The sequence below is a fragment of the Pedobacter yonginensis genome (assembly GCF_003173595.1).
Taxonomy (GTDB): domain Bacteria; phylum Bacteroidota; class Bacteroidia; order Sphingobacteriales; family Sphingobacteriaceae; genus Pedobacter; species Pedobacter yonginense.
Genome location: NZ_QGNZ01000004.1, coordinates 328,064 through 349,175, shown reverse-complemented (window position 1 = coordinate 349,175; position 21,112 = coordinate 328,064). Strand labels below are relative to the sequence as shown.

Annotated in this window: 15 protein-coding genes; 3 read left to right on the top strand and 12 right to left on the bottom strand. The window is 36.1% G+C overall.

Annotated features, from left to right (window positions below; genetic code table 11):
* Window positions 1-391: 391 nt before the first annotated feature.
* Genes DHW03_RS16375 through DHW03_RS16360 form a run of 4 tightly spaced genes read right to left on the bottom strand, consistent with a single transcriptional unit; the run spans window position 392 to window position 5,475 of the window.
* Entirely contained in the window at window positions 392-1,807 is a 1,416-nt protein-coding gene (locus DHW03_RS16375) for a TolC family protein (protein WP_165825445.1), read from the bottom strand.
* Complete coding sequence (locus tag DHW03_RS16370) at window positions 1,791-3,107, bottom strand: HlyD family secretion protein (protein ID WP_109926920.1); 1,317 nt, start codon at window positions 3,105-3,107, stop codon at window positions 1,791-1,793. The genes DHW03_RS16375 and DHW03_RS16370 overlap by 17 nt, the downstream gene beginning before the upstream one ends.
* A gap of 12 nt (window positions 3,108-3,119) precedes the next feature.
* The gene (locus tag DHW03_RS16365; protein ID WP_109926919.1) at window positions 3,120-4,793 is read right to left on the bottom strand and encodes a peptidase domain-containing ABC transporter; all 1,674 of its coding nucleotides are present in this window, start codon (window positions 4,791-4,793) and stop codon (window positions 3,120-3,122) included.
* 1 nt (window position 4,794) lies between these two features.
* Entirely contained in the window at window positions 4,795-5,475 is a 681-nt protein-coding gene (locus DHW03_RS16360) for a TetR/AcrR family transcriptional regulator (protein WP_109926918.1), read from the bottom strand.
* A 384-nt stretch (window positions 5,476-5,859) separates the two neighbouring features.
* On the opposite strand from DHW03_RS16360, the gene DHW03_RS16355 reads away from it, so the two are divergent.
* The 3 genes from DHW03_RS16355 (at window position 5,860) to DHW03_RS16345 (ending at window position 8,036) form a co-directional block, all read left to right on the top strand.
* Window positions 5,860-6,471, top strand: a complete 612-nt coding sequence (locus DHW03_RS16355; protein ID WP_109926917.1) for an RNA polymerase sigma factor — start codon at window positions 5,860-5,862, stop codon at window positions 6,469-6,471.
* A complete protein-coding gene (locus DHW03_RS16350; protein WP_109926916.1) occupies window positions 6,464-7,219 on the top strand; it encodes a hypothetical protein in 756 nt (251 codons plus the stop codon). Before DHW03_RS16355 ends, DHW03_RS16350 begins: the two co-directional genes overlap by 8 nt.
* 61 nt (window positions 7,220-7,280) lie before the next feature.
* Window positions 7,281-8,036 (top strand): hypothetical protein, encoded by a 756-nt coding sequence (locus DHW03_RS16345; RefSeq protein WP_109926915.1) that lies wholly within the window; start codon window positions 7,281-7,283, stop codon window positions 8,034-8,036.
* 13 nt (window positions 8,037-8,049) lie between these two features.
* Here DHW03_RS16345 and DHW03_RS16340 read toward each other — a convergent pair whose 3' ends face one another.
* The 8 genes from DHW03_RS16340 to DHW03_RS16305 all read right to left on the bottom strand — a co-directional run bounded on the left by DHW03_RS16340 (window position 8,050) and on the right by DHW03_RS16305 (window position 20,501).
* Window positions 8,050-10,800: a CHAT domain-containing protein gene (locus tag DHW03_RS16340; protein WP_109926914.1), complete on the bottom strand. Its 2,751-nt coding sequence runs from the start codon at window positions 10,798-10,800 to the stop codon at window positions 8,050-8,052.
* Window positions 10,801-11,580 carry a hypothetical protein gene (locus DHW03_RS16335; protein ID WP_165825444.1) on the bottom strand — a complete coding sequence of 260 codons (780 nt, stop codon included), beginning with the start codon at window positions 11,578-11,580 and terminating at the stop codon, window positions 10,801-10,803. It lies immediately after the preceding gene.
* Window positions 11,581-11,871: 291 nt separating this feature from the next.
* Window positions 11,872-13,449 (bottom strand): hypothetical protein, encoded by a 1,578-nt coding sequence (locus DHW03_RS16330; protein ID WP_109926912.1) that lies wholly within the window; start codon window positions 13,447-13,449, stop codon window positions 11,872-11,874.
* Window positions 13,442-14,218, bottom strand: a complete 777-nt coding sequence (locus DHW03_RS16325) for a glycosyltransferase family 2 protein (RefSeq protein WP_262503187.1) — start codon at window positions 14,216-14,218, stop codon at window positions 13,442-13,444. Before DHW03_RS16325 ends, DHW03_RS16330 begins: the two co-directional genes overlap by 8 nt.
* Before the next feature lie 114 nt (window positions 14,219-14,332).
* Window positions 14,333-14,932 carry an outer membrane beta-barrel protein gene (locus DHW03_RS16320; protein ID WP_109926910.1) on the bottom strand — a complete coding sequence of 200 codons (600 nt, stop codon included), beginning with the start codon at window positions 14,930-14,932 and terminating at the stop codon, window positions 14,333-14,335.
* Between the two features lie 247 nt (window positions 14,933-15,179).
* On the bottom strand, window positions 15,180-15,656 hold the full coding sequence (locus DHW03_RS16315; protein ID WP_109926909.1) for a hypothetical protein: 477 nt from the start codon (window positions 15,654-15,656) through the stop codon (window positions 15,180-15,182).
* A 140-nt stretch (window positions 15,657-15,796) separates the two neighbouring features.
* Window positions 15,797-18,100, bottom strand: a complete 2,304-nt coding sequence (locus DHW03_RS16310; RefSeq protein WP_109926908.1) for an O-antigen ligase family protein — start codon at window positions 18,098-18,100, stop codon at window positions 15,797-15,799.
* 94 nt (window positions 18,101-18,194) lie between these two features.
* Window positions 18,195-20,501, bottom strand: coding sequence for an O-antigen ligase family protein (locus tag DHW03_RS16305; RefSeq protein ID WP_109926907.1), 2,307 nt, complete (start codon window positions 20,499-20,501; stop codon window positions 18,195-18,197).
* Between the last annotated feature and the right edge of the window lie 611 nt (window positions 20,502-21,112).

Genomic DNA, 21,112 nt, shown 5'->3' with positions numbered 1-21,112 from the left:
TTCGGACTTCCGTCTTTCCGTCCTTCCCCTTTAGTCTTTCAGCTTTAGTCTCTCAGCTTTAGTCTTTCCGCTTTTTCCTTCACCACAAAAGAAACAAAAGAACACAAAAATTCATCCATTGCCTATTCTTTGAGCTTCGGTCTTTCAACTTCGGACTTTCAACTTCCGTCTCCCGTCTCCCGTCCTTCCCCTTTAGTCTTTCAGCTTTAGTCTTTCAACTTCGGACTTCGGTCTTTCAACTTCGGACTTCCGTCTTTCCGTCCTTCCCCTTTAGTCTTTCCACTTTAGTCTTTCCCCTTTGGTCTTTCCACTTTAGTCTTTCAGCTTTAGCCTTTTTCTTTAGTCTTTCCCCTTTAGTCTTTCCTCTTTAGTCTTTCCGCCTAGGCTGTATTTAATTTAACGGATTGGCAAAACTATCATTTATAAATTTGAGCTCGTTATAACTTTTTAGAAACTTATACCGAAGTTCAAGTATTTTTTCTTGTGCATCAATCAACTTATTTTCTCTGCTATTAATCAGAAATAAAGAACTTTCCCCATTCTGAAATTTTGTTTCTTCTGCCTGTAACAAGCGGTTATAATTGCCAATATTTTGTTGCGCGATATTAATTTGGTTACGGTAATTAAGTACCTCATTGGTATAGCTGTTAATTTTGGCATTAAGCGATTGGCGCTTTAAATCACTATCCAAACGATTTTGAGTAAGCTTAAGGTTAGCCTGACGATAATCAGCCCTAGCCTGCCTTAAAAACAAGGGAATTTCTAACTTTAAGCCATATTGATAATTGTTTTGAAAGAGCGGAAAAAGATTGGTTTTATAATTTTCTTTGTTAAAAAAATTATAGGTAAAATCAATTTTTGGTAAAAAACTTTGCCATTTTAATTTACGTTCACTCTCCAATATGTTTTGCTTTTGCTGATAATAAATGAGTGATAAGTGGTTGTTGATGGGTTGATTATTTAGTTTAGCGATTAGCGAGGTGTACGCATTATAGGCAGCACTAGCGTTTATGTTTTCGGATGGTAAAATTGGCTTGGTGAGTTCAAAAGGTTCTTGATTTTCTTTCCACAGATATACACAAAGATCCATAGTAGCTTTTACAAATTGCAAATTGGCATCCTCTCGTTCCAATTCAAAACTGCGCAATTGTGAGAGCGTTTCTGTGGTATCAATTGATGCTCTTTCTCCATACTGCAAGGTTTTAATTGTTAATTCTAAACGCTTTTGGTTTATCGATACGGCCCTCTGCTGAACTAAAAATAAATCGTAGCTTTTAACCCATTGCCAATAAGCATTTTCGGCATCTCTAAACAACTCATTGGTTAAAACCTGCTGTTCAGCTTCTGTCATCACCTGTGCATATTTTGCCTGGTCAAGCATCGCCCTGCGTTTGTCATAAATCAGATTTTTGGCTAATGGAACGGTTAATCCGAACTGATATAAGCCACCACGAGTATCGCTATTATTTAAACGTTGACCATCAATATAGTTATAACTACCGCTGAGCTCTGCACCATACCAAGTTGGAATAACCAGCGCGGAATTATTTTGATCGTAATAATTGGTACCATCAATGGTTTTAGACCCTTTTTTAACATCTAAAATCGGATCGAAATTTCCCCTGGCCTTTAATATTTCAGCTTCTGCAATGTTGTTTTGCAGTCTGTATTTAAACGCAAGAGGGTGGTATTTTTTTACGATGGACAAAAATTCGCCGTGAGAAAGCCTTAAAGTATCTTGCGCAGCAGAAACTTGGGCAATACTCCATAAAACTAAAATGATCCAGATTCTATTTACTTTTTTCATCTGCTGATTTAGATTTTTCTGTCTTAGAAGCATAATAATCTGGCGGGAAACCATTGATATTTCGCCATATCTCATACCAAATTGGTACATCATTCAGTATAGCAATCCCTTTTACACCGGCACCCATTTTAATTTGAGGCGGCCATTTTTTTTGACCCTTATCTTCAATTACTAAAGCCTTAAAAAGTCCGTTGGCATTGATGTTACTTTCAATTGCGATTACTTTGCCAGAAAATGTACCGTAGCTAGAATTTGGCCAACCTGAGAAAACGATTGCAGGGAAGCCATCGAAGATGCACATTACCTTTTGTCCGATTTTTAGTAAGGGTAAATCTACCGGCTTAACATAAATTTCTACGGCATAATCTACCTGTTTAGGTACAATAGTGCCTATGCTTTCCGTTTCCTTCAATATTTCGCCAATACCAGCTTTGTTTAATTGCACCACCTGCCCATCTTGTGAGGCCACTACCGAATATAGCCCTTGGCGAGCTTGGTAGTTGGCGGCTTGGTTTTCTAATTTGGCAATTTCGCCCGCACTTCCCTGAATTTGGCCCAAGCTTGAAAATCGATCTCCTTCGGTTTTGCTTAACTTCTCCATATAATCTTGGATGGTTGCATTTTGCTCGATGTTAATGGTTGTAATTTCTTGACGTGTTTGAGCCAATTTATTTTCTATGGCAGTTTTTTTTGCCAGCACATTTTGGTAAGAAACGCTTCTTTGCTGAAACTGGGTTAAAGAAACCAATCCATCATCATACATTTTTTTCTGCCTGTTGTATTGGTCTTCGCTAAGCTTCAGCTCATTGTTTACCGCCCCAAGCTCGGCCTCTTCTGCAGCAACCTTATTATTTAGCTGGGCAATTTTTATTTTGAGTTGTTTTAATTTCAACTCTCTCGCTGCATTTATAGCCTGCAATTGTATGTTAGTGGCACCAACCTTTGCCTGGTAATAATCTCTTACCCCCTTTTTAGCCACAACTTGGTCGTTGGTACGTTGCAGCAATTTAGGATCTAGGTAATCTTCCTTAATCTCAGCGAGTTGCAGAAGCGTATCGCCCTTTTTAACATAATCACCATTTTTTACGTGCCATTTAGTAATGCGGCCAGGAATTGGCGAGTTGAGTTGCTGAGGGCGCTGTTCTTGGTAAAGCGCAGTTACATTACCTTTAAGCTGGATATTTTGTGTCCATGGTATAAAAAGTACAACAACCATTGCAACTATAAATATGTAAAACCATCGTTTCACACGAGAATCTCTATGGATATGATAAATATTATCAAACGATTTAATTTTCATGATGCCTTAAATTTAAATTTGATCGACTGCAATTGTGCCATTAGTTAATACCAATTTCTGATCGGCAATAGCCAGTAGCTCTTTTGATTTCGATATTACGACAATGGTAGTATGTTGTTTGATGGCTTTAAAGTACTCCACAATTTTTTGCTTAAACTTATCGTCCATCCCATATAGCGGATCTTCTAACATGAGTAATCTATTTTGACCTAACAATGCACGCAAAAGGGTAATCTTTTTTTTCGAGCTGTATGATACTTCAGTATCCGTTTCACTAAGTTGGGTATCAAAACCATTACTAAACTGGCTCGAAAAATCATCTAAACCAATCTGTTCGCATAGCTCTAAAATATCTTCTGTAGAAACGTCATTTCTGCCGAGCAAAATGTTTTCCAATAAGGTTCCCTTTATAATAACCATATCTTGCGTGTATAAACCCAATCGATCTCTCAACGCCATCTTGTTCAGGTTTTTAATCGGGATTTTATCGAACATAATTACACCAGATGTAGTTTCGTAAAACCCTGCCATCAAATTGAGCAATGTGGTTTTACCAGCACCTAAACTTCCAGATATTATATTAATGGTGTTGGGCTGAATTTCAAAATTGATATTTTTAAGAATCTGTTTATCGTCGGAAAAGGCAAAACTTACATCTTTCAAAATAAGCGACAAACCTCCGTTGTTGTTCTCTAGTACGAGTTGACCGCTACTTTCTTCACTTAATTCGGTAACCTTATTCAGTTTAACCAGTGCCGCAATTACATCATAGTAACTTTCTAAGCTCTTAATTAAACTTTCTACCGCATTCATAATAGTAAGCACCACAATTTCAGTTGCTATAAATGCACCAATATTCAATTTCTGATCAACCAATAAGTACGTACCAATGGCCAACATCACCAGCGTAATTACAACCTTAAAACCAATAATTGTTTTGTATTGAAACTCCAGCACTTTAAAATGATCTGTACGATGTTTGAGGTAGGCATCCACACGATCATCTGTACCCGTAAGGTGCATATTTGCTCTAGAGTTGGTTTTGAAAGTTTTAATGGCACTTGCCACATCTTCCAGCCAAGAGGCAACCTCATATTTTTTATCGCTTTCCTCTAAACTAGATGAAATGCCCGAATTCATGGTAAATCGAAATATAAAAATTACGATGATGATAACCAACGCACCAAAAACCAAGAACCATGGGTGGTAAAACGACAAAAGCAAAATACCAAAGCTGATTTGAATTAAGGCTGTTGGAATATCCAACAAAATTTTTGAGATGCCTTTCTGCAAATTTTGGGCATCAAAAAAACGATTAATCAATTCTGGAAGAAAGTATTTTTTGGCCGAGGTTAAGTCGATTTTAGGTATTTTGTTGGCGAAGGCAATGGCGTACTCTACAAATATTTTCTGTTGTATTTTTTCTATGAGCTGCATCACTTTAACCCTAAAAAAACCAGCCAAAAATGTGCCTAAAACCACAAAGCCAATTAATAAATAAAGTGAGGTTACCATTGTAGCTCCAATTACAAAACTAACAATAGCCTGAATACCCAATGGAATACTTAACTGCACTAAGCCACTAAAAATGGCATACATGTAAATGGCAGTAACATCCTTCTTTTCTTTGGTTATGTACTTAAAAAGTTCAGAAGTACTTACCTTATAATCTTTAGTGTTATACATATTAAGGATCGGTTATCGTGGAAAAAGTTAATCGGGTTAAATATTTCAGCACATAATCTTTATGATTATTTCTGGATTTATTATCTGTAAGTTTTGGCAGATGTTCAGAAAAAAATTGCTGATCGTGAGCCGTTTCCAAGAGTGTGCTGGCCAAAGATTTTGGATATGGAAACTTGGGGGCCAGCGTTAGTAATACCTCACTAATAAACAAACACAAACTCTTTAAAGGCGCAAACATCATCTCATTATTGATTTCATCCACTTCTTTAACCAAATAAGATTTACTGCTTTCAGAAATCACAATGTGATGAAGATGATCGAGATTGTAATCGTGCAGATGAGTATGATGATCGGCATGATGGGTGATGATTTCCAAAATCAACATCATTTTTTTGGTTGGATCATTTATTTCAGCCAGACGCATTTTACACACATACTCCAGATAACTCCAATACCAATTAAGAATGTAGGTAAGCAACTTATGTTTCGATGTAAAATATCGATAAATGGTAGGCTCAGTTGAATTGATTTTTACAGCAAGCTTTTTGAACGTGAACTGCTCAAAACCAATTTCAAAAATGAGCACAATGGCATTACTTACAATGGCCTTACCAATCTCCGTTTGTTCTGGGTCTCGAAGATAAAGATGCTCGCTTAACTTAAATTTAAGTAATACTTCCATATCAAAGTTTAAACTCAAAAATAAAACAACATCAAGAAAAATAGTATCACTAATTTAATAATTACAAAATAATTACAAATGATAGTATTACTAACACAGAAGGCGATTTTACTTTATTGGATGAATTAATGAATGAGTGAAGGAATGATTGAGTGAAGGAATGAGTGAGTGAGTGAATGATTGAGTGAAGGAATGATTGATTGATTGAATGATTGATTGATTGATTGAATGATTGATTGATTGATTGAATGAATGATTGGGGATGGATTAGTCTAGTTTTCATTCCTTTAATACGATAAGATTCAAAATTTTTATTTTGTACGAGAAAATGTTTAACCTAACTTGGTTACAAAATTACCTTTAGTATTTACTTAGCTATATAAGATGAGCAAATCATCCTCGAAACTTACCGACGCTGAAATTATAGATCTGTTGAGCAAACAGAATTTTGATAATGAAGCCGTTAAGGCCTTATATCTTAATAATTTTACCGTTTTGAGTGGCTATATTCTGCAAAACCAAGGTTCGGAGCAAGATGCTGAAGATATTTTTCAAGAGGTGATTGTGCGTTTTATAGAAATTGTTAGGGCGGGGAAATTTCGTGGAGAATCTAGTATCAGAACATTTTTATTTAGCCTAAACCGTTTCTCTTGGCTAAACGAACTGCGAAAGAGAAATAAATCATTACTACGGGAGAACAGCTACCAAACAGGTATGGGTGAAATAGAACCCGACGTGAGTCGATTTATCATAAACAGAGAAGATAAAGCGATAATAACCAATACGATTGATTTATTGGGGGCGGTTTGTAAAAAAATTCTGCTGGCCTACTACTATGAAAACCTAACCATGAAAGAAATTTTAAAGCTGGTAGAATTTGAAAGTGAACAGGCATTAAGAAATAAAAAATATAAATGTATGAAGAGTTTGGAACAGCTTTTTGCTAAGGATCCATCACTCGCCAAAAAGTTTAAAGCTGCCCTAACCTATGAATAATTCTGAAGAAAACACCGAGCTTGTTTTGAAATATCTTGACGGCGAATTAACTGAGGCCGAGCAACTTAGTTTCGAGACAAGCCTTAAATCAAATATAGCCATGCAACAGGAATTCGAGAACCTTAAAACTGCTAAATTAGGCCTGAAACACTATGGATTAAAGGCGGATGTTGCTGCTGTACATCAAGACATGATGCATGCAATTAAAGGCAATGATTTAAAAGTACATAAGCTTAAGTGGTTACCAAACATCTTTAAAATAGCAGCATCTATTTTTGTAATTTTATTTCTAGCACTCTCTTACAAGTTCTTTTCCGTTAATCCCGAACGCATATATGAGGAGCAATACATCCCTTATACAATCGGCATAGATAGAGGAAATGCCAACACAAATTCCTTAGAAATTGCTTACCAGAATCAAGATTACCAAGCCGTAATTGCCGTTTACAAGCAACTTAAAAAAGCCTCTACAAAAGAACTGTTTTTAGCGGCACAAGCTTACTCTAAACTGAACGATTTAACAAACGCCATCATCATACTGCAATATATTCTTCAAACAGAAGGTAATGAAGGTCCTTTTCATGATGATGCGGAATACTACCTCGGCTTGGCTTATATGTGGAAACATGACTACAACGCCACCTTTAAAATTTTTGAAAAAATTTATCAAGACAAATCGCACGTTTACCATGAAAAAGTGTCGTTAGGTACTTTATTCGATTTAAAATTATTGGCTTTAAAAAAATAAATTAAATTTCTGGTTACAACTTCCCCATCTGTGGTTACCAATCAATAAAAACACAGACATTATGGAAATTTTAAAACAAACACGCTTAGGATACGGACTAATTGGATTAGCCTTATTAAGCTTAGGAAGTTGTAAAAAAGATGGCGTTGCTTCCCTAAATCAAGACTCTCAAATCACTTTTAGCGTAAAGGCAGATTTATTGGCTACAACTAATGCAATTAGCGGCTTAAGTACACCAGCTGGAACCACAACAAGCCCCGCCATAACCTGGACAGATGCCATTGCAAATGTGAGCAAATTTAAGTTTGAAGCTAAAAAAGGCAATGTTAAGAAAGAGATTGAAACGAGTGGCTTAACCAACATTAATCTTTTTGCGATTGATCCGGCCGCGGTAAAATCGGTAATTGACACCGGTACTTACAAAGAAATTGAGCTGAAATTGATGTTGACTAAATCTACAACCTCTGCCATTCCGCTAGCCCTTAAAGGAACGTTTACCGCAGCAGATGGCACCTTAACCCCGATTGAAATTAACGTAAACGAGGATTTGATTGTAAAGGTGGAAGTAGAAAACATTAAAATAGACCCTTCAACAGACCTAAAAGCCACTTTTGTGCTTGGCCTTAACAAAATACTTCAGGGCATTACCATAGCAGATTTAAGCGCCGCCACCAAAACTGGAGGTAAAATTGTAATCAGCAGCACATCGAACACCGCTTTATTAAACAAAGTAAAGCTTAATTTACAAAACATTACCGGAGCTAAAGTAGAAAGCAAACACAAAAATGGTAATGATGATGGTCCTGGACATTCATAAAAATAACTAGATCTTAAGCCTCCCGGAATTTCTTAAACATTTTCCGGGAGATTAAGGCTAGCCCAATACAGAATGGAATCATCAGAAAATACACCCAGATTTTTCTTGTTTCCGATTCCACTTCAAAGCCTCCAATAAAACGAAGATGTGCCCAATAGGCTTGATTTTTTCGTGCTGGAGATATTTGGCTATCAGCGATGTAATCTAGTTTCGACTGTTTTAGCGCAGATGCAAAAGATTGTCCATCGGCTAAGTGTTGATGAAATTGACTTAAAATCACGGCCGTAGATGCATCATCCGCATTCCACATGGAGGTTATAATGTTGTTGCATCCAGCATAAGAAAAGGCCCTGGCCAAGCTCATGATACCTTCTCCATTTACTGCTGCCCCATTCCCACTTTCACATGCACTTAAAATAACCAGTTTCGCTTCGCGCAACTTTAAGTTATAAATTTCGGGCAGGTACAATCGCGTGCGTAGAGTAGAATCGGCATTATTGGGGTAAAATGCGATGTAGGAATGCTCTGGATGAACGTTATCCGCTATGGCATGTGTAGCCAAATGAATGATTTCGAAATGATGAGCTTGTTTAAGAAACTGCTGTTTACTTGCAGATTTCCCCAATAACTTCAAGCCATCTGAACGTTGAATTTCTTCAGACGAACGACTTAAAATAGGCCACATTTTGCTACCAGATGAATTGAATGGAGCAAAACCTAGGGTTTTAACCCGATTACTAGCCGGCTCATTTTTTGCCGTTTGGAGAATTTTACAAGAGTAATTATACGTGATTGCAAATTTATCAATCAATTGTGCACCATCGCCATCTATTAAAATTTCAAATGGAAGCTGATTCAGCCGATCATCTGGAATGATGTATAGATTTTCTATACCAGATAACTGTTTTGAGGCGGGTTCAATCAGTGCTCTGTAGATTTGCCTGCTCGATTGCTCAATTGCTTTCTTATAATTCCCCTCTTTTAAGCGAAGCACCTGCGCTAGCTGGGCCAAATTTGAATTGAAATTTGCGCCGATCGGACTTGTAAACGCTTCAAATTTATCTCTCGTTAAAACAAAGCATAAAATTTGAGTATTACCGAAATGATAAGATAGCACGGCCGCATCGCTCGGAATGCTTTTTTGAAAGTTTTGAAGGTTTATTTTTCCACCATCAACCGTGGTGGATGTGCGTTGATCTGCCTGATTAATTTTCAGTTGTACATTGGTCAGTTTGATGATGTCGTCATTTAAAACCTGCTTAAAATCGCTTAACTTCTTCTGGTTCACCTCCGCAGATGCCATAAGCGAAATGCGTGTGATGTTATTCTTCAACTGATTTTCAAGAGATAAAAGCACTTTTGGTGCTTTGCTGTTCGCTCTTGACGCCAATTCATCCTTAGATAGACTTAACACGGAGGCTTTGTTTCCCTCATCCAAATAAAATGCCTTTTCGAGATAATTTGCGCGCTTTGTTAATTTAAACAGCCTCAAGCAAACCTCAATTGCATCTTGATGCACCGTATATTTCCGATTGCCAATTAACAATCTAGCCTCATCATTATCATAAAATTTAGTTACACGGTCAGCAAGTGCATAAAATGAATCATAGGTTTCGAGGCAACCCACAAGATATTCCATCCGATGACTTCGCTGATACATCAGCCTTTGAGCATTTGCCTTGGCAACAAAAGTTTCCAGTAAATCTATCGTGTTGAATACCCCAGAAAAATCTTTTGGACTTTGATTTAGATATTTCGGATTGAAGTTTGGATTAAAACTTTGTATGGCATACTGATAAAAAGAGATGCCCCGCTTAAATTGCTTTTTTAAAATACAAGCATCGCCGGTAAGTTTAAGCGCCTGACCATAAACATTGTTCAGGCCATTTTTTTTTGAGATCTCTTTGCTTAAACCAAGATAATGAAGTGCTTTGAGTGGATCTCTTTTAGCCAGATAAGCTTGAGCCATATCGTTTAGCATTTTAGGGTTTCTAACTTTAAGCTTAGAAAAATACAGAAGGGCACTGTCTGGCTTATTTACCGCCAAATAGGCTGAAGCCATGTTGTGGTTTATACTTTCCATTTCAAGCCCATAGTTTAACAAGCTCTTATACATCCGAAAAGACTCATCATAACGTTTTAACTTTCTTAAAGCAGAGGCTAAATTACTTTGATAGGTTAGCAGTAAACTTTTATCGAAATTGCTTTTCTTATTTAATACAGAAATGGCCTTTTCGTAGTAAGGCACACTTTTATTATAATTTCCTGTTGCATAAGCCATCACCCCAAGCGTATTGAATAGGCGCTCTTGCTCATCTACTTTAGGAAATTGTTCTGCTATTTCTTTGGCCTTCAAATAAAAATATTGCGCAGAATCGGGTTTGTCTTTTTTAAAATAAGCATTTCCGCAATATACATAAGGTGCGAAAAGTACTGAATCGCTTAAACCAATAATTCGATTTTTTAACTTGAAAGATTGTCTGTAAAAATGGATTGCCTCATCCTGCCGATCCAGAACCTGCATAAAAGCACCCACATCAACAAAGGTTTTAAAAAGAAAGACGTTATCCTTTTGGGTTGAAGATAAAATTTGAATGGCCTTTAGATAATGCTTCAGGGCTTGTGCATCCGTAGCATCCGTAGGTTTCGCTGCATTTGCATAATGCTCTGCCAAAGCATATTGTTTTTTATACTCAGACACTTGACCTTGAACAACTGTTGAAAGGACAAACAGCGACAATAAAAGAATACCTTTTTTAAACATTTAATTTCCGACAACAATGATGCAGGGCGGCCTTGGTCTTGCAATACTTCCAGTTCGAGAAGCAAAACTGAGTAAATTTTGGGTGCTTAAACTGGTGGTTTGGGTATTGGTGCCCGCCGCCAAAACGGTTGTTTGCCTAGTAGCCAACAAATCAGTTAAATACTTAGGTATTTCTTTCGAGTTTCGATAGAAATAAATCTTCACGTTTAAACCATTTACGGCTTTGTTACTGCCATCGTTAATTCGGTAGGTCAATTTTACCTGCTCTGTAGCGCCTGTATCAATGGCTTGATTTCGAACGGATTGCGCAAGGTTTATTCTGCCATTTTCAGCATTAATTACAATCCCTGCCTTTTTACAACCCCCAGTTTCATCAAAAAGGTTGCTTTTTCCGGGATTTGGAAGGGCTAATTTGGCGTTGGCGTTGTATATCGGCTCTGCAATAGAATCGCCCTGTGAAAGATTAAAAATTTTATCAGCGTAATTTATTCCGGAGATGGTTACATATCCTTTTACGCTTTCTGTAGCACCATCAGGCGTAAACAAAACCAGGTAACGAAGCCCCGACTCGCTTTGGTTCACATCAATATAGCCCGTTTTTTTATCTATTTTTAAACCTTCTGGTAAAGACACATAACTACCAGATGATGCTTTAATAGGCTTAGCAACCACATCTGTGTTCTGCATGTAAAACACAGAGTCGGCATAAATTTTTTGAATATTATCCACTGGCGTTTCAATGGAACTGCTTTGTTTTTTACAAGCACCTAGAAACAACATCAGTGAAAGATAAAAAAACGCCGACTTGTAATTTTTAACCAACATATTAGGGTGTATAAATTAGGTTAGATCACTGGCTTGTCAAGACTCAAAATTAAGCAATAATGTTTAATATTTTATCAAGATACATCTTCAGTATAAACACGTAAATTCTTCCAAAACAAGGCCACGCTTTGCAGTTTTGCCATCTGCGCTGCCCCATCTTATAATTAGAAACATCTGTTTAAAAAAATGTAACCGTTTCTTTCATTTTTTTTTTTTAAAAAATCGAGTTTGGTATTTGGCACAGCTTTACTTGATCACTTTAAACATTACCCAATCTTTATTAGATAGAACTTCTGATAAGTTTACCTGCCGGGCATTTACTGATAATAAGGAATAATGATTGAGCTTGCTATATTTCTCTAATACACTCCCCTTTTGCGGAATTAAAATATAATTAACATACTGCTTTGGGTCGGTACAGGCATCTGTAAAAAGCGCACTTTGTTGCGTAATCACCCGGCATTTAGATTCCGTCATGGCAAATATGCGGTAAGCTACATCATCATCAGCCAACAGCACCTCATTAGTGGGCAATCTCGAAACAAATTTCGCGAAAACTAAATCATCATCCTTCTGCTGATAACCTTCTGGCGTACATAAAGATACAAGCGCATTGATATAGTTTTTATCATCAGCTATGGTTCCAGAAACAAAAGAAAATACGCCTGTCATAATTTGCAAAACGGTGATTACAACCAAGGCATTGCTGTAAAAATTTGAATAATTGTAAGTGCCAATAGCCGATAGCAAAGCCCAACCCGTAAGAATAAAAACCGCAATGAATTGAATGGCCACGAAAGATTCTGAATATCGGATGGATAAAAACTCGACCAAGCAAATTAAAACACCAAATATAAGAACGCTTAAAAACACATTCCTAGAAATGTACAGATAAAAAAATGGCAATGGTGCTATGATAAACGTTTTGAGCAGCGTATAATGGTTCAAATAAAAACCGATGGGATATAACTGTTTAAAATAAGAAAGCTTGGCATCGTTAAATTGGAAAATTGGAAACAGGTTTTCAAAAGAGTGATCTAAATAATAATTAGAGCTCCCTGTGTAAAACTCATTAAGCAACCTGTAAATTACCATCAGCCCCAATGGGAGCGCAAAAAGTACCATATTCAGCGCCAGCAACTTGTTTGCAAACCTTCGCCGCAAAGAAACGGTATTAAAAATGATGATGAGTTTATTGAAAAAACTATCCTTAGCAATGGGCAAAGTTTCTACCGTAAAAAGGAATATAATCGGTACTAAAAGTAAAATGAGCCAAATAAATTTATGGCAGCTAAACACCAATAGGCTAAAATATAAACTGGCCACGAATACATTATAAGTAGCACTTGTTTTGAGAAATTTTAGCAGATTGTAAATAAAAAGGTAAAAGAAAAGTAATGATGCATAAAGGCTTGTACCCGAAATGGCCGAAAAGACAAAAAGTGGGTGGAGCAAAAAAGTTGCTAAAATACAGTAATACAGTTTAGAATAAAATCTTCTTGGTTTTAAAGCCGTTGTAACTTTATAAAACAAAATGCTTGTCCCCAAAATTGAAACCAGTATTGGTCCGAACCGAAATTTAAAAAGCGCAGTAAACGAGGTTAAAATAAAGGGCACCTGTGGAAAGGTTAAACCAAATATCTTAATCTTATCCAACTCTGGTATTTGCAACAAGCTCGCCTTTCCTAAAAAAAACAAACACTCGCTAGATAGAATGCCCTTCGAAAAAACAACTAAGGCAATAGCCAAATAATACAAAAATAAAAGCACTGCACCTTTCAGCTCTAAGCTAAATCGCTTATTTATTTTGTTTGAATCAGACATTTTTTTCTTTGAAACCAATTTTGGTTAAACCATGAACCGTTTTTTCCCAATAGAAAGGATTATAAATGAGTTGCCAAAGCGCCTTATATGCCGAGATAGAATGCAATAACCAATAAACCGGATTTAAAGTAGCTAAGAGAATAAGGCCATAATATCTTCGCTTAAACACCGCAACCATGTTGATATAAACAATGAGCATATTGCCAGCGAAGAAATTAAAGAGCGAAATGTACATTACCCAAGGGGGGAAAATCTCTTTAATGCTGGCTCCATCAAAAAATAGATAGATAATGAATAAGCAAATTAAAATTGGGTAAGCAATAAAGGTTACGGGTATAGCTCCGATAAAGAAATTAAAAGCAAAGAAACCTTTAAAACCTACTTTTTTAATCAGCTTAAAGGGGTTTCTCATGTGCACCAAATAGGTTTGCATATATCCTTTAATCCATCGAGAGCGTTGCCTAATCCAATTAAAATATTCATTATTTGCTTCTTCATAGGTAGTAGAATTTAAAAGTGCCACCTTATACCCTTTAGCAAAAGCCCTTATGCCCAAATCGGCATCTTCAGTAACATTAAAAGGATCCCATTTACCCAATTCTCTTAATTTCTCCGTTACAAAATGATTGCTGGTACCCCCCAATGGAATCGGGAGACTCATCCGCTCTAGGCCTGGCAACATATAATCAAACCAATAGGAATACTCTAGCGTAAACATTTTGGTGAGGAAATTCTCGTTTTTATTAAAGTAATTTAGCGAAGCCTGTATGCAGATAAAAAGGTTACGTTCGTGTTATAGAACGTAACCTTCAAATTGCCCTAACGATAAAAGACTATGATTTTATCGAACTTTAAATTAAAACGAGAACTAATGTTTTACTTATTAAAAGTGGAACATTAAACCTAACTTTGGCATAAATGTATCAACATTTATTCCAAAAGAATTGGTTGATGTCTTAACTCCAGCAACAGATTTCATTCCCTCATGTTGGTATCCAATACCGTCAACAGAAACTTCGATAGCTACTTTTTTATTTGGGAAAAATGCAAAACCTGGAGCTAACTTTACACCAACCATGGTTAAATCAGCAACTTTGGCTTGAACATCTCCGTTAGCAGCCACAGTTTTTTGTTTTCCAAACACCATTGGCACGCCAAGCTCAGCGAAAAATTTGAATTGGTCGTTCAATTTCACATAGTGACGAGCGAATGGACTAACTTCGAAACCATTTTTTAAAGTAAGTGCGCTAACCATTTTTTGCGACATGTATCCAACACCAGTACCCAATGCTAAGTCATTGCTTACAAAATAACCCACACTTGGAACCAAGTTAAATGTAACATCGGCTTTTTGTGCACTTGTTGTTTTTGCTGACCATAAAGTAAGGTTTCCACCAACGATAACTTTACCTTTTTCTGTTTGTGCATTTGCACCGTAAGCTAATCCTGCTACTGTAATTAATGATAATAAAATTTTTTTCATGTGATAATTGATTAATTTTTAACTGATATTAAATATTATATGAACTCGCTATAGCCAAAAAAAAAGCCAGAGAATTTGATTATTTCCGTAAACGAGAAAAAAAATTGTTATCTCCTAATAATCAATAAGAAAGAAGATAGATTTAATCCAACGCTGCCGATATGAAGAGTAGAATAAAGCTACATCGGGGAAAAATATACTCGATTGAAAACCGAAAACTTAAATTTTGGGTAAATAATTACACTAATCAATTTGTTTTCCAAAACGGCTTTATCTTTTTTATAGCGCCTGTTTCCGGGTCGAAAACAGTGTAATGATCAACGTCAATGATTCGTATATCCGCCACTAGATTTGTTGCTCTGTATCTCGATCCTTTTATTTTGCCATAGATTACGATATCGCCCATATCCGTTGGTAGGTCTTTTAGTAAAGGATTTCTCAATGCCTGATTTAAGGGCTGGATAATAATTCCAGATAGGCTTCTTGCAGAATTTTCAATTTTATACCAATAGAGTGATGGCGAAAGGCCATAGGCCGCTTTTACGAGATGATAAAGATACCGCTCCCCCTCATCTACCTCATCCGTATCGAAGTTATCTGAGTTGTCGATTTTATAAGATACTCCGATGGCAGGGAAAGAAATAACCCCGGTGTAGTTTCTTTGCGCAGATGCACAAATAGTGAGTAGCAACATTAAAGAAGCCACAATAAATTTTAGTCTCATTTAAATATTTGTTTGATAAAAACCAATAGAAAAAAGTCTTTCAGGAGATTTTGAAAGTTATTAATGTTTTATGCGATAGAAATAAGTTATGCTTCTCTCAATAAAATGTAAGAATTTGATGTACAAGTAACATAACGCAGCTATTTACAACTTGTGTAGACCCCCACATCATCGGGATAACTTCGTCCGGATGCTAGTGCAAGATATTTGCAGGCATTTATTTTATCCTGTTTTTTTAAGTATAGAAAGCCCAGATAATATTCTGTTTTTCCATCTATTAAAACGCCTTGTTCAATGGCTTGCTTTAAGCATTTAATCGCATCGTCAGCTTTATTAATGTTGTAATAGAAAAAACCTAAATTTTGTAGTATGTAAGCATTATTAGGAGCCACCTTTAGTCCAGTTTTATAGGTTGCCACCACATTTGCATATTTGCCTTGCGCGAACTGCTTTTGTGCAAGCAATAGGCAACTATCTACAGTAATTCGCGTGGTTAAATCAACAATTGCACTATCCTTTGGAAAGTATTTTATTCCTTCTCGAATAAAACCTTTTATGCCCTTATAGCCCATATTATTTAACACGGTATAAGTATTTATCCAGTCTATAGGCTTTTTTACTACCTTACTTACTGCATTATATAAATTTAAAGCGCCAAGTGTATCTTTTTTAACTTCGGCCATATGCAGCGCGAAATGTAAATTTCTTGTACTATTGGGCTTTATCGCTATTGATTGTTTTGCATATTGGTAAGCACTATCCACCAAACCGTTACCTTCTGCTCCATAGGCTTTTAAGAAATAACCAGTACCCAAATATGGATTAATTGCGATGGCTTGATCAAGATAGAATTTAGATTTATCGAAGTTTTTCTCCCGCATGTAAAATGCCCCAGCGTATTCAACAAATGGGGCAAGCTCCTCGCCCATTACATTTGGGTAAAATGGCATTTGCGCCACAACCTCATCTCCTGTTAATGTTCCTTGAATACTGTTTGTTTCTTTAATTTTTTGATCATTCTCGATAATCAACTGTGCAAATTGAGCTGTTTTTAATGCTTTGTAATTTATATATAGTGGCAATACCGCAATTACAATTAAACCAGTAACCCATAATTTATTTTGAGGTTGAGCGGACAAATTTCCATCAGTGGTGTTGAGTAAAGTGAGTACGATACACAAGCAAAATTGAACTTGCATAACTGGCACCAAAAAGGGAAAGTTAAAGGTGGAATCAATACCGAATACAATCAACATCAATAAGGCCAAAAGCGCAATAATTTGCTTCTCTCGGGTATCTGGTTTCAAAATTCTTTTCAAGTTTATCAAAAAAATCAAAACAAAAATGGATAGGTACAAACAACCATTTAACACACCCGTTTCTGCAAAAAGCTGCAGAAAGTCGTTATGTGTATGGATAGAAAATATACTTTCTTGTGTAGATTCGTATGGTATAGATTCGACTTTCCAATTGTTTAGTCCGATACCTATAACTGGATATTTCTTTGTAATCTTTATTGCATTTTCCCAGTACATTAACCTAGCATTGATTGATGCATCATTTTTGGTTTGCTTTAAACGACTTAAGGTAGATGAAAACCTCTGTTGATTATTTCCTCCAGCTTTAAAAACCATGTTGGCAATTGCTAGAGAAAGCAATAGTGGCAGAATCAGGTAAAGCAAATTGAAGAATGCGGGCTTTTTGGCGCCATTTATCTTGATGTAATAAATAATGAAAATAACTGAAATCAAGATAATTGCGATAGCAGATGCCCTTGCGTTGATTAAAAATACAATCAAAGATGACAGGCAAAGCGCTGAACTAAAAACCCATTTTTTGTAGTCGGTAGAAGAAATAATACCAAAGAAAATAAGTGGTAGTTTAATTAAGAAACTCATGGAGAAAATATTGATGTTTCCAGAGTTTCCTTTAAAGTTTTCGGATGAAATCGCATCCAATACTGAATGGGTATTAAATGCCAGTAAAGCGTAAGAAGCTTGTAAAATTGCAATTATGGCCAACACAAAAGCCACCTTTTTGATTAAATGCAAGCGATTGTAAAACAAGGCGAGCAAATTGATTAATGCAGAAACTAGCACCCCGATTTCAGCAATGGCAACAATAGAGAGCGATAAGTTTTCTGCCGCAAAAATGGATATTCCACAAAGCAATACAAACATTAGATAGAGCCGAACAAGCCAACTACTTTTTAATGAATTAAATAAGGAAATAGGATATAAACCTTTCGATCGCCCATAAAGAAGAACAATTATATTTAACAAGGTTAAATACAAATATTGGGGCATTGTCCGATCGTGGCTTCTAAAATGAGGGATAAACTCAACAAATACATAACATATAAAAATAAACAGGATCCTGTTATCTGCTACTGCTTTTTCTGCGATGGGCTGTTTAGGCACAACCTTTCCAATTTTTTTTTTCATTTTGTATAACTAAAATAAATTGGGATGTTGCGAAACTGGATAGGGGGCCAGCGTATTAAAATATCAATTTTTGTTTACGAAGTGCTTAATGTTTTTACATGATGCATTTGTTGTAGAGCATCATCTCATCAGGATATTTCCGAGCCGAGGCTATGGCTAAGTATTTACAGGCTTGTGTGTGATCATTAGCACGCATATACAAATAACCCAAACAATATTCAGCCTTTCCATCTGTTAAACCAGGTTTACCAACGGCTTGCTCTAAGTACCGTATCGCATCTTCAAATTTACCAAGATTAAGGGCGTAAAATCCCATATCCTGTAATATGTAAACATTTGCTGGCGCTTCCTTTAAGCCTGCGTTACACGTAGCAAATACCGCCGAATACTGCTTTTGCTCAAATTGCTTTTTGGCAATTGACAAACACCTGTTTACAACAATTTGAGTTTTCAAACTTGAAACCGTGCTATCTTTTGGAAAGTCTTGAAAACCTTGTTTCAAAAAGCGATCAATGTTTTTGTAGCCCATATTATTTAACACCGTGTAGGTATCCATCCAATAATCTGGCCGTTTTATTAATTTACTTACTTGGTTGTAAAATTTTAGCGCACCTGCCGTATCTTTTTTGATTTCGGCAAGTTGCAACGCGAAGTTTAAATTCCTAGTGTTATTTGGCCTTATTGCCATTGCCTTTTTTATATAGTAGTACGCACTATCTACTAAACCATTATTGGCGGCCCCATATGCTTTCAAAAAATATCCAGATCCAAAATAAGGATTTATAGAAATTGCTTCGTCTAAATGTAATTTAGATTTCTCGATTTTTTTCTCTTGCAAGTATAAACTGGATGCATATTCAACAAATGGAATGAGGGCATCTGCCATTACATTGGGGTAAAAAGGCCTTCCTGCAATTACTTCATCACCAGTAGGCATATTCAAGGTACTTTTTGTTTTTGTAAATTCTATGTCCTTCTCAATAATCAATCGTTCCAACTGAGCTGTTTTCAAAACTCTATAATTTACATACAAGGGAAGAATTGCCATAATGATTAAACCATACAGCACTAATTTATTTTGCGATAGATGGGGCAATCTTTCTATATGCGTGTTGAGCAATGTGAAAACAATACAAAGGAAAAACTGCACATGTACTACGGGGAATAGAAAAGGGAAGTTAAATGTCGAATCGATACCAAAAACAATCAACATCATTAAGGCTACTACTGCAATTGTTTGTGATTGTGGAGATTCTGCCTTAAGCAGCCTTTTCAGGTTAATTACAAAAATGGTAAAGAAAATACATAAATAAATACAGCCATTAACTACCCCTGTTTCAGCAAAAAACTGCAGAAAATCATTATGCGTATGCCCTGATAAAATCTTTTCCTGAAGGGGTTCGTAAGGAATGGATTCTACTTTCCAATTGTTTAATCCGATACCTAAAAAGGGATGTTTCTGGGTCATTTTGAGGGCGTTTTTCCAATACATTAACCTCATATTGATTGATCCATCATTAGAGGCTGCCGTAAAACGGCTTGCAGTTGATGACCACCTAGATTGCACAATACCTGATGATTTGAAAATCATATTTGCGGTGCCCAGTGCCAATAATATTGGAAGATAAACATACAACGCATTTAAAAAAGCAACTCTTTTGAAACCCTCTATTTTTAAATAATAAATAAAAAAAATGATTGATATCAAAATGATGGCTAAAAGAGATGCTCTGGCATTAATTAAAAATATTACCAAAGCTGATAAACCCAGCGATAGACTAAAAATCCACTTTTTATAATCGGAAGTTTGGATGATGGCAATAAAAATAAGTGGTATTTTAATCAAAAAACTCATTGAAAAAATATTGATATTATCGGTACTGCCTTTAAAATCGTTAGAAGAAAGTGCTTCAAGAAAAGAATAATGATTAAATGCCAATAATGCATATAAGGCCTGTAAAATTGCTATTAAAGCCAACATAAAGGCTACCTTTTTGATTAAATGCAAGCGATGATAAAATAGGGCGAGCAAATTAATTAGGGCAGAAACCAAAACCCCAATCTGAGCGATTGCTACAACAGAGAGTGAAAAGTTTCTGGCCACGACAATGGACAGGCCGCATAAAACGAAGAAGGCCATATACATCCGAACCAGCCAGCTATTTTTTAAGAAATTGAATAGGTAAATTGGATATAAATCCCTCGCACGCCCGTAGAAAAGAACAATGGTATTTAAAAAAGTTAAGTACAAATATTGAGGCATCACATGTTCGCGACAATTGAAAGATGGCATAAACTCAATTAGTGCGTAACAGAGAAAAATAAACAGGATGCTATTATCTGCTGCTGTCTTTTCCGCGAGGGGCTGCTTAGGCACACCCTTTCCAATTTCCTTTTTCATTGTATATGACTAAAAATAAATTGGGATGTTGCGAAACTGGATAGGGAAGCCAGCTTATAAAAAAACAAAAATAGCACATAACCATGCTAAAAACAAAGTTTCAACAGTTTTCTATACAAGTTTATGATTATCTTGAAGTTACAACAAATAATGATGTTGTTCAACAATTTAAAATAACGCAGGTTCGGACAAATAATACCTTTAAAAAAACTAAGACCCTGAAATATATTCAGGAGGGCTCCTCATAAATCCCCATTCGCCAAGCTGAATTCATTTCGGTATCCTAATGGATATTACCATGCCTTGGCCTCTAAAGCCTGGATCTTAAACCAAACGCAAGTTGAACTCGATTTAAAAATATTTCAAGCTTGTTGCCAACTGGAGCAGATGCTGTCCAGATAGCAAAACACCATTAAGATAGCGCTTTAGCATTGTACCAATTGGTAAATTGGTATAAGCCTTAACGCTACTTAATGATGAACCTAAATTAACAAACAGTTTAAATATTTGGATGTTAAACTGAAAATACCATAGGTATTGAAAAACTATAAAAGCTTCCTATGGCATGTCGGAGAAACCAAAAACTAAGCCAAAGTAACGGAAGTAGCTTA

What these genes read in the sequence shown, in the direction of transcription:
- DHW03_RS16340 (WP_109926914.1), bottom strand. Translation starts at nt 10,800, where the DNA reads ATGTTTAAAAAAGGTATTCTTTTATTGTCGCTGTTTGTCCTTTCAACA.
- DHW03_RS16315 (WP_109926909.1), bottom strand. Translation starts at nt 15,656, where the DNA reads ATGAGACTAAAATTTATTGTGGCTTCTTTAATGTTGCTACTCACTATT.
- DHW03_RS16320 (WP_109926910.1), bottom strand. Translation starts at nt 14,932, where the DNA reads ATGAAAAAAATTTTATTATCATTAATTACAGTAGCAGGATTAGCTTAC.
- DHW03_RS16370 (WP_109926920.1), bottom strand. Translation starts at nt 3,107, where the DNA reads ATGAAAATTAAATCGTTTGATAATATTTATCATATCCATAGAGATTCT.
- DHW03_RS16360 (WP_109926918.1), bottom strand. Translation starts at nt 5,475, where the DNA reads ATGGAAGTATTACTTAAATTTAAGTTAAGCGAGCATCTTTATCTTCGA.
- DHW03_RS16350 (WP_109926916.1), top strand. Translation starts at nt 6,464, where the DNA reads ATGAATAATTCTGAAGAAAACACCGAGCTTGTTTTGAAATATCTTGAC.
- DHW03_RS16345 (WP_109926915.1), top strand. Translation starts at nt 7,281, where the DNA reads ATGGAAATTTTAAAACAAACACGCTTAGGATACGGACTAATTGGATTA.
- DHW03_RS16365 (WP_109926919.1), bottom strand. Translation starts at nt 4,793, where the DNA reads ATGTATAACACTAAAGATTATAAGGTAAGTACTTCTGAACTTTTTAAG.
- DHW03_RS16375 (WP_165825445.1), bottom strand. Translation starts at nt 1,807, where the DNA reads ATGAAAAAAGTAAATAGAATCTGGATCATTTTAGTTTTATGGAGTATT.
- DHW03_RS16335 (WP_165825444.1), bottom strand. Translation starts at nt 11,580, where the DNA reads ATGTTGTTTCTAGGTGCTTGTAAAAAACAAAGCAGTTCCATTGAAACG.
- DHW03_RS16305 (WP_109926907.1), bottom strand. Translation starts at nt 20,501, where the DNA reads ATGAAAAAGGAAATTGGAAAGGGTGTGCCTAAGCAGCCCCTCGCGGAA.
- DHW03_RS16355 (WP_109926917.1), top strand. Translation starts at nt 5,860, where the DNA reads ATGAGCAAATCATCCTCGAAACTTACCGACGCTGAAATTATAGATCTG.
- DHW03_RS16330 (WP_109926912.1), bottom strand. Translation starts at nt 13,449, where the DNA reads ATGTCTGATTCAAACAAAATAAATAAGCGATTTAGCTTAGAGCTGAAA.
- DHW03_RS16310 (WP_109926908.1), bottom strand. Translation starts at nt 18,100, where the DNA reads ATGAAAAAAAAAATTGGAAAGGTTGTGCCTAAACAGCCCATCGCAGAA.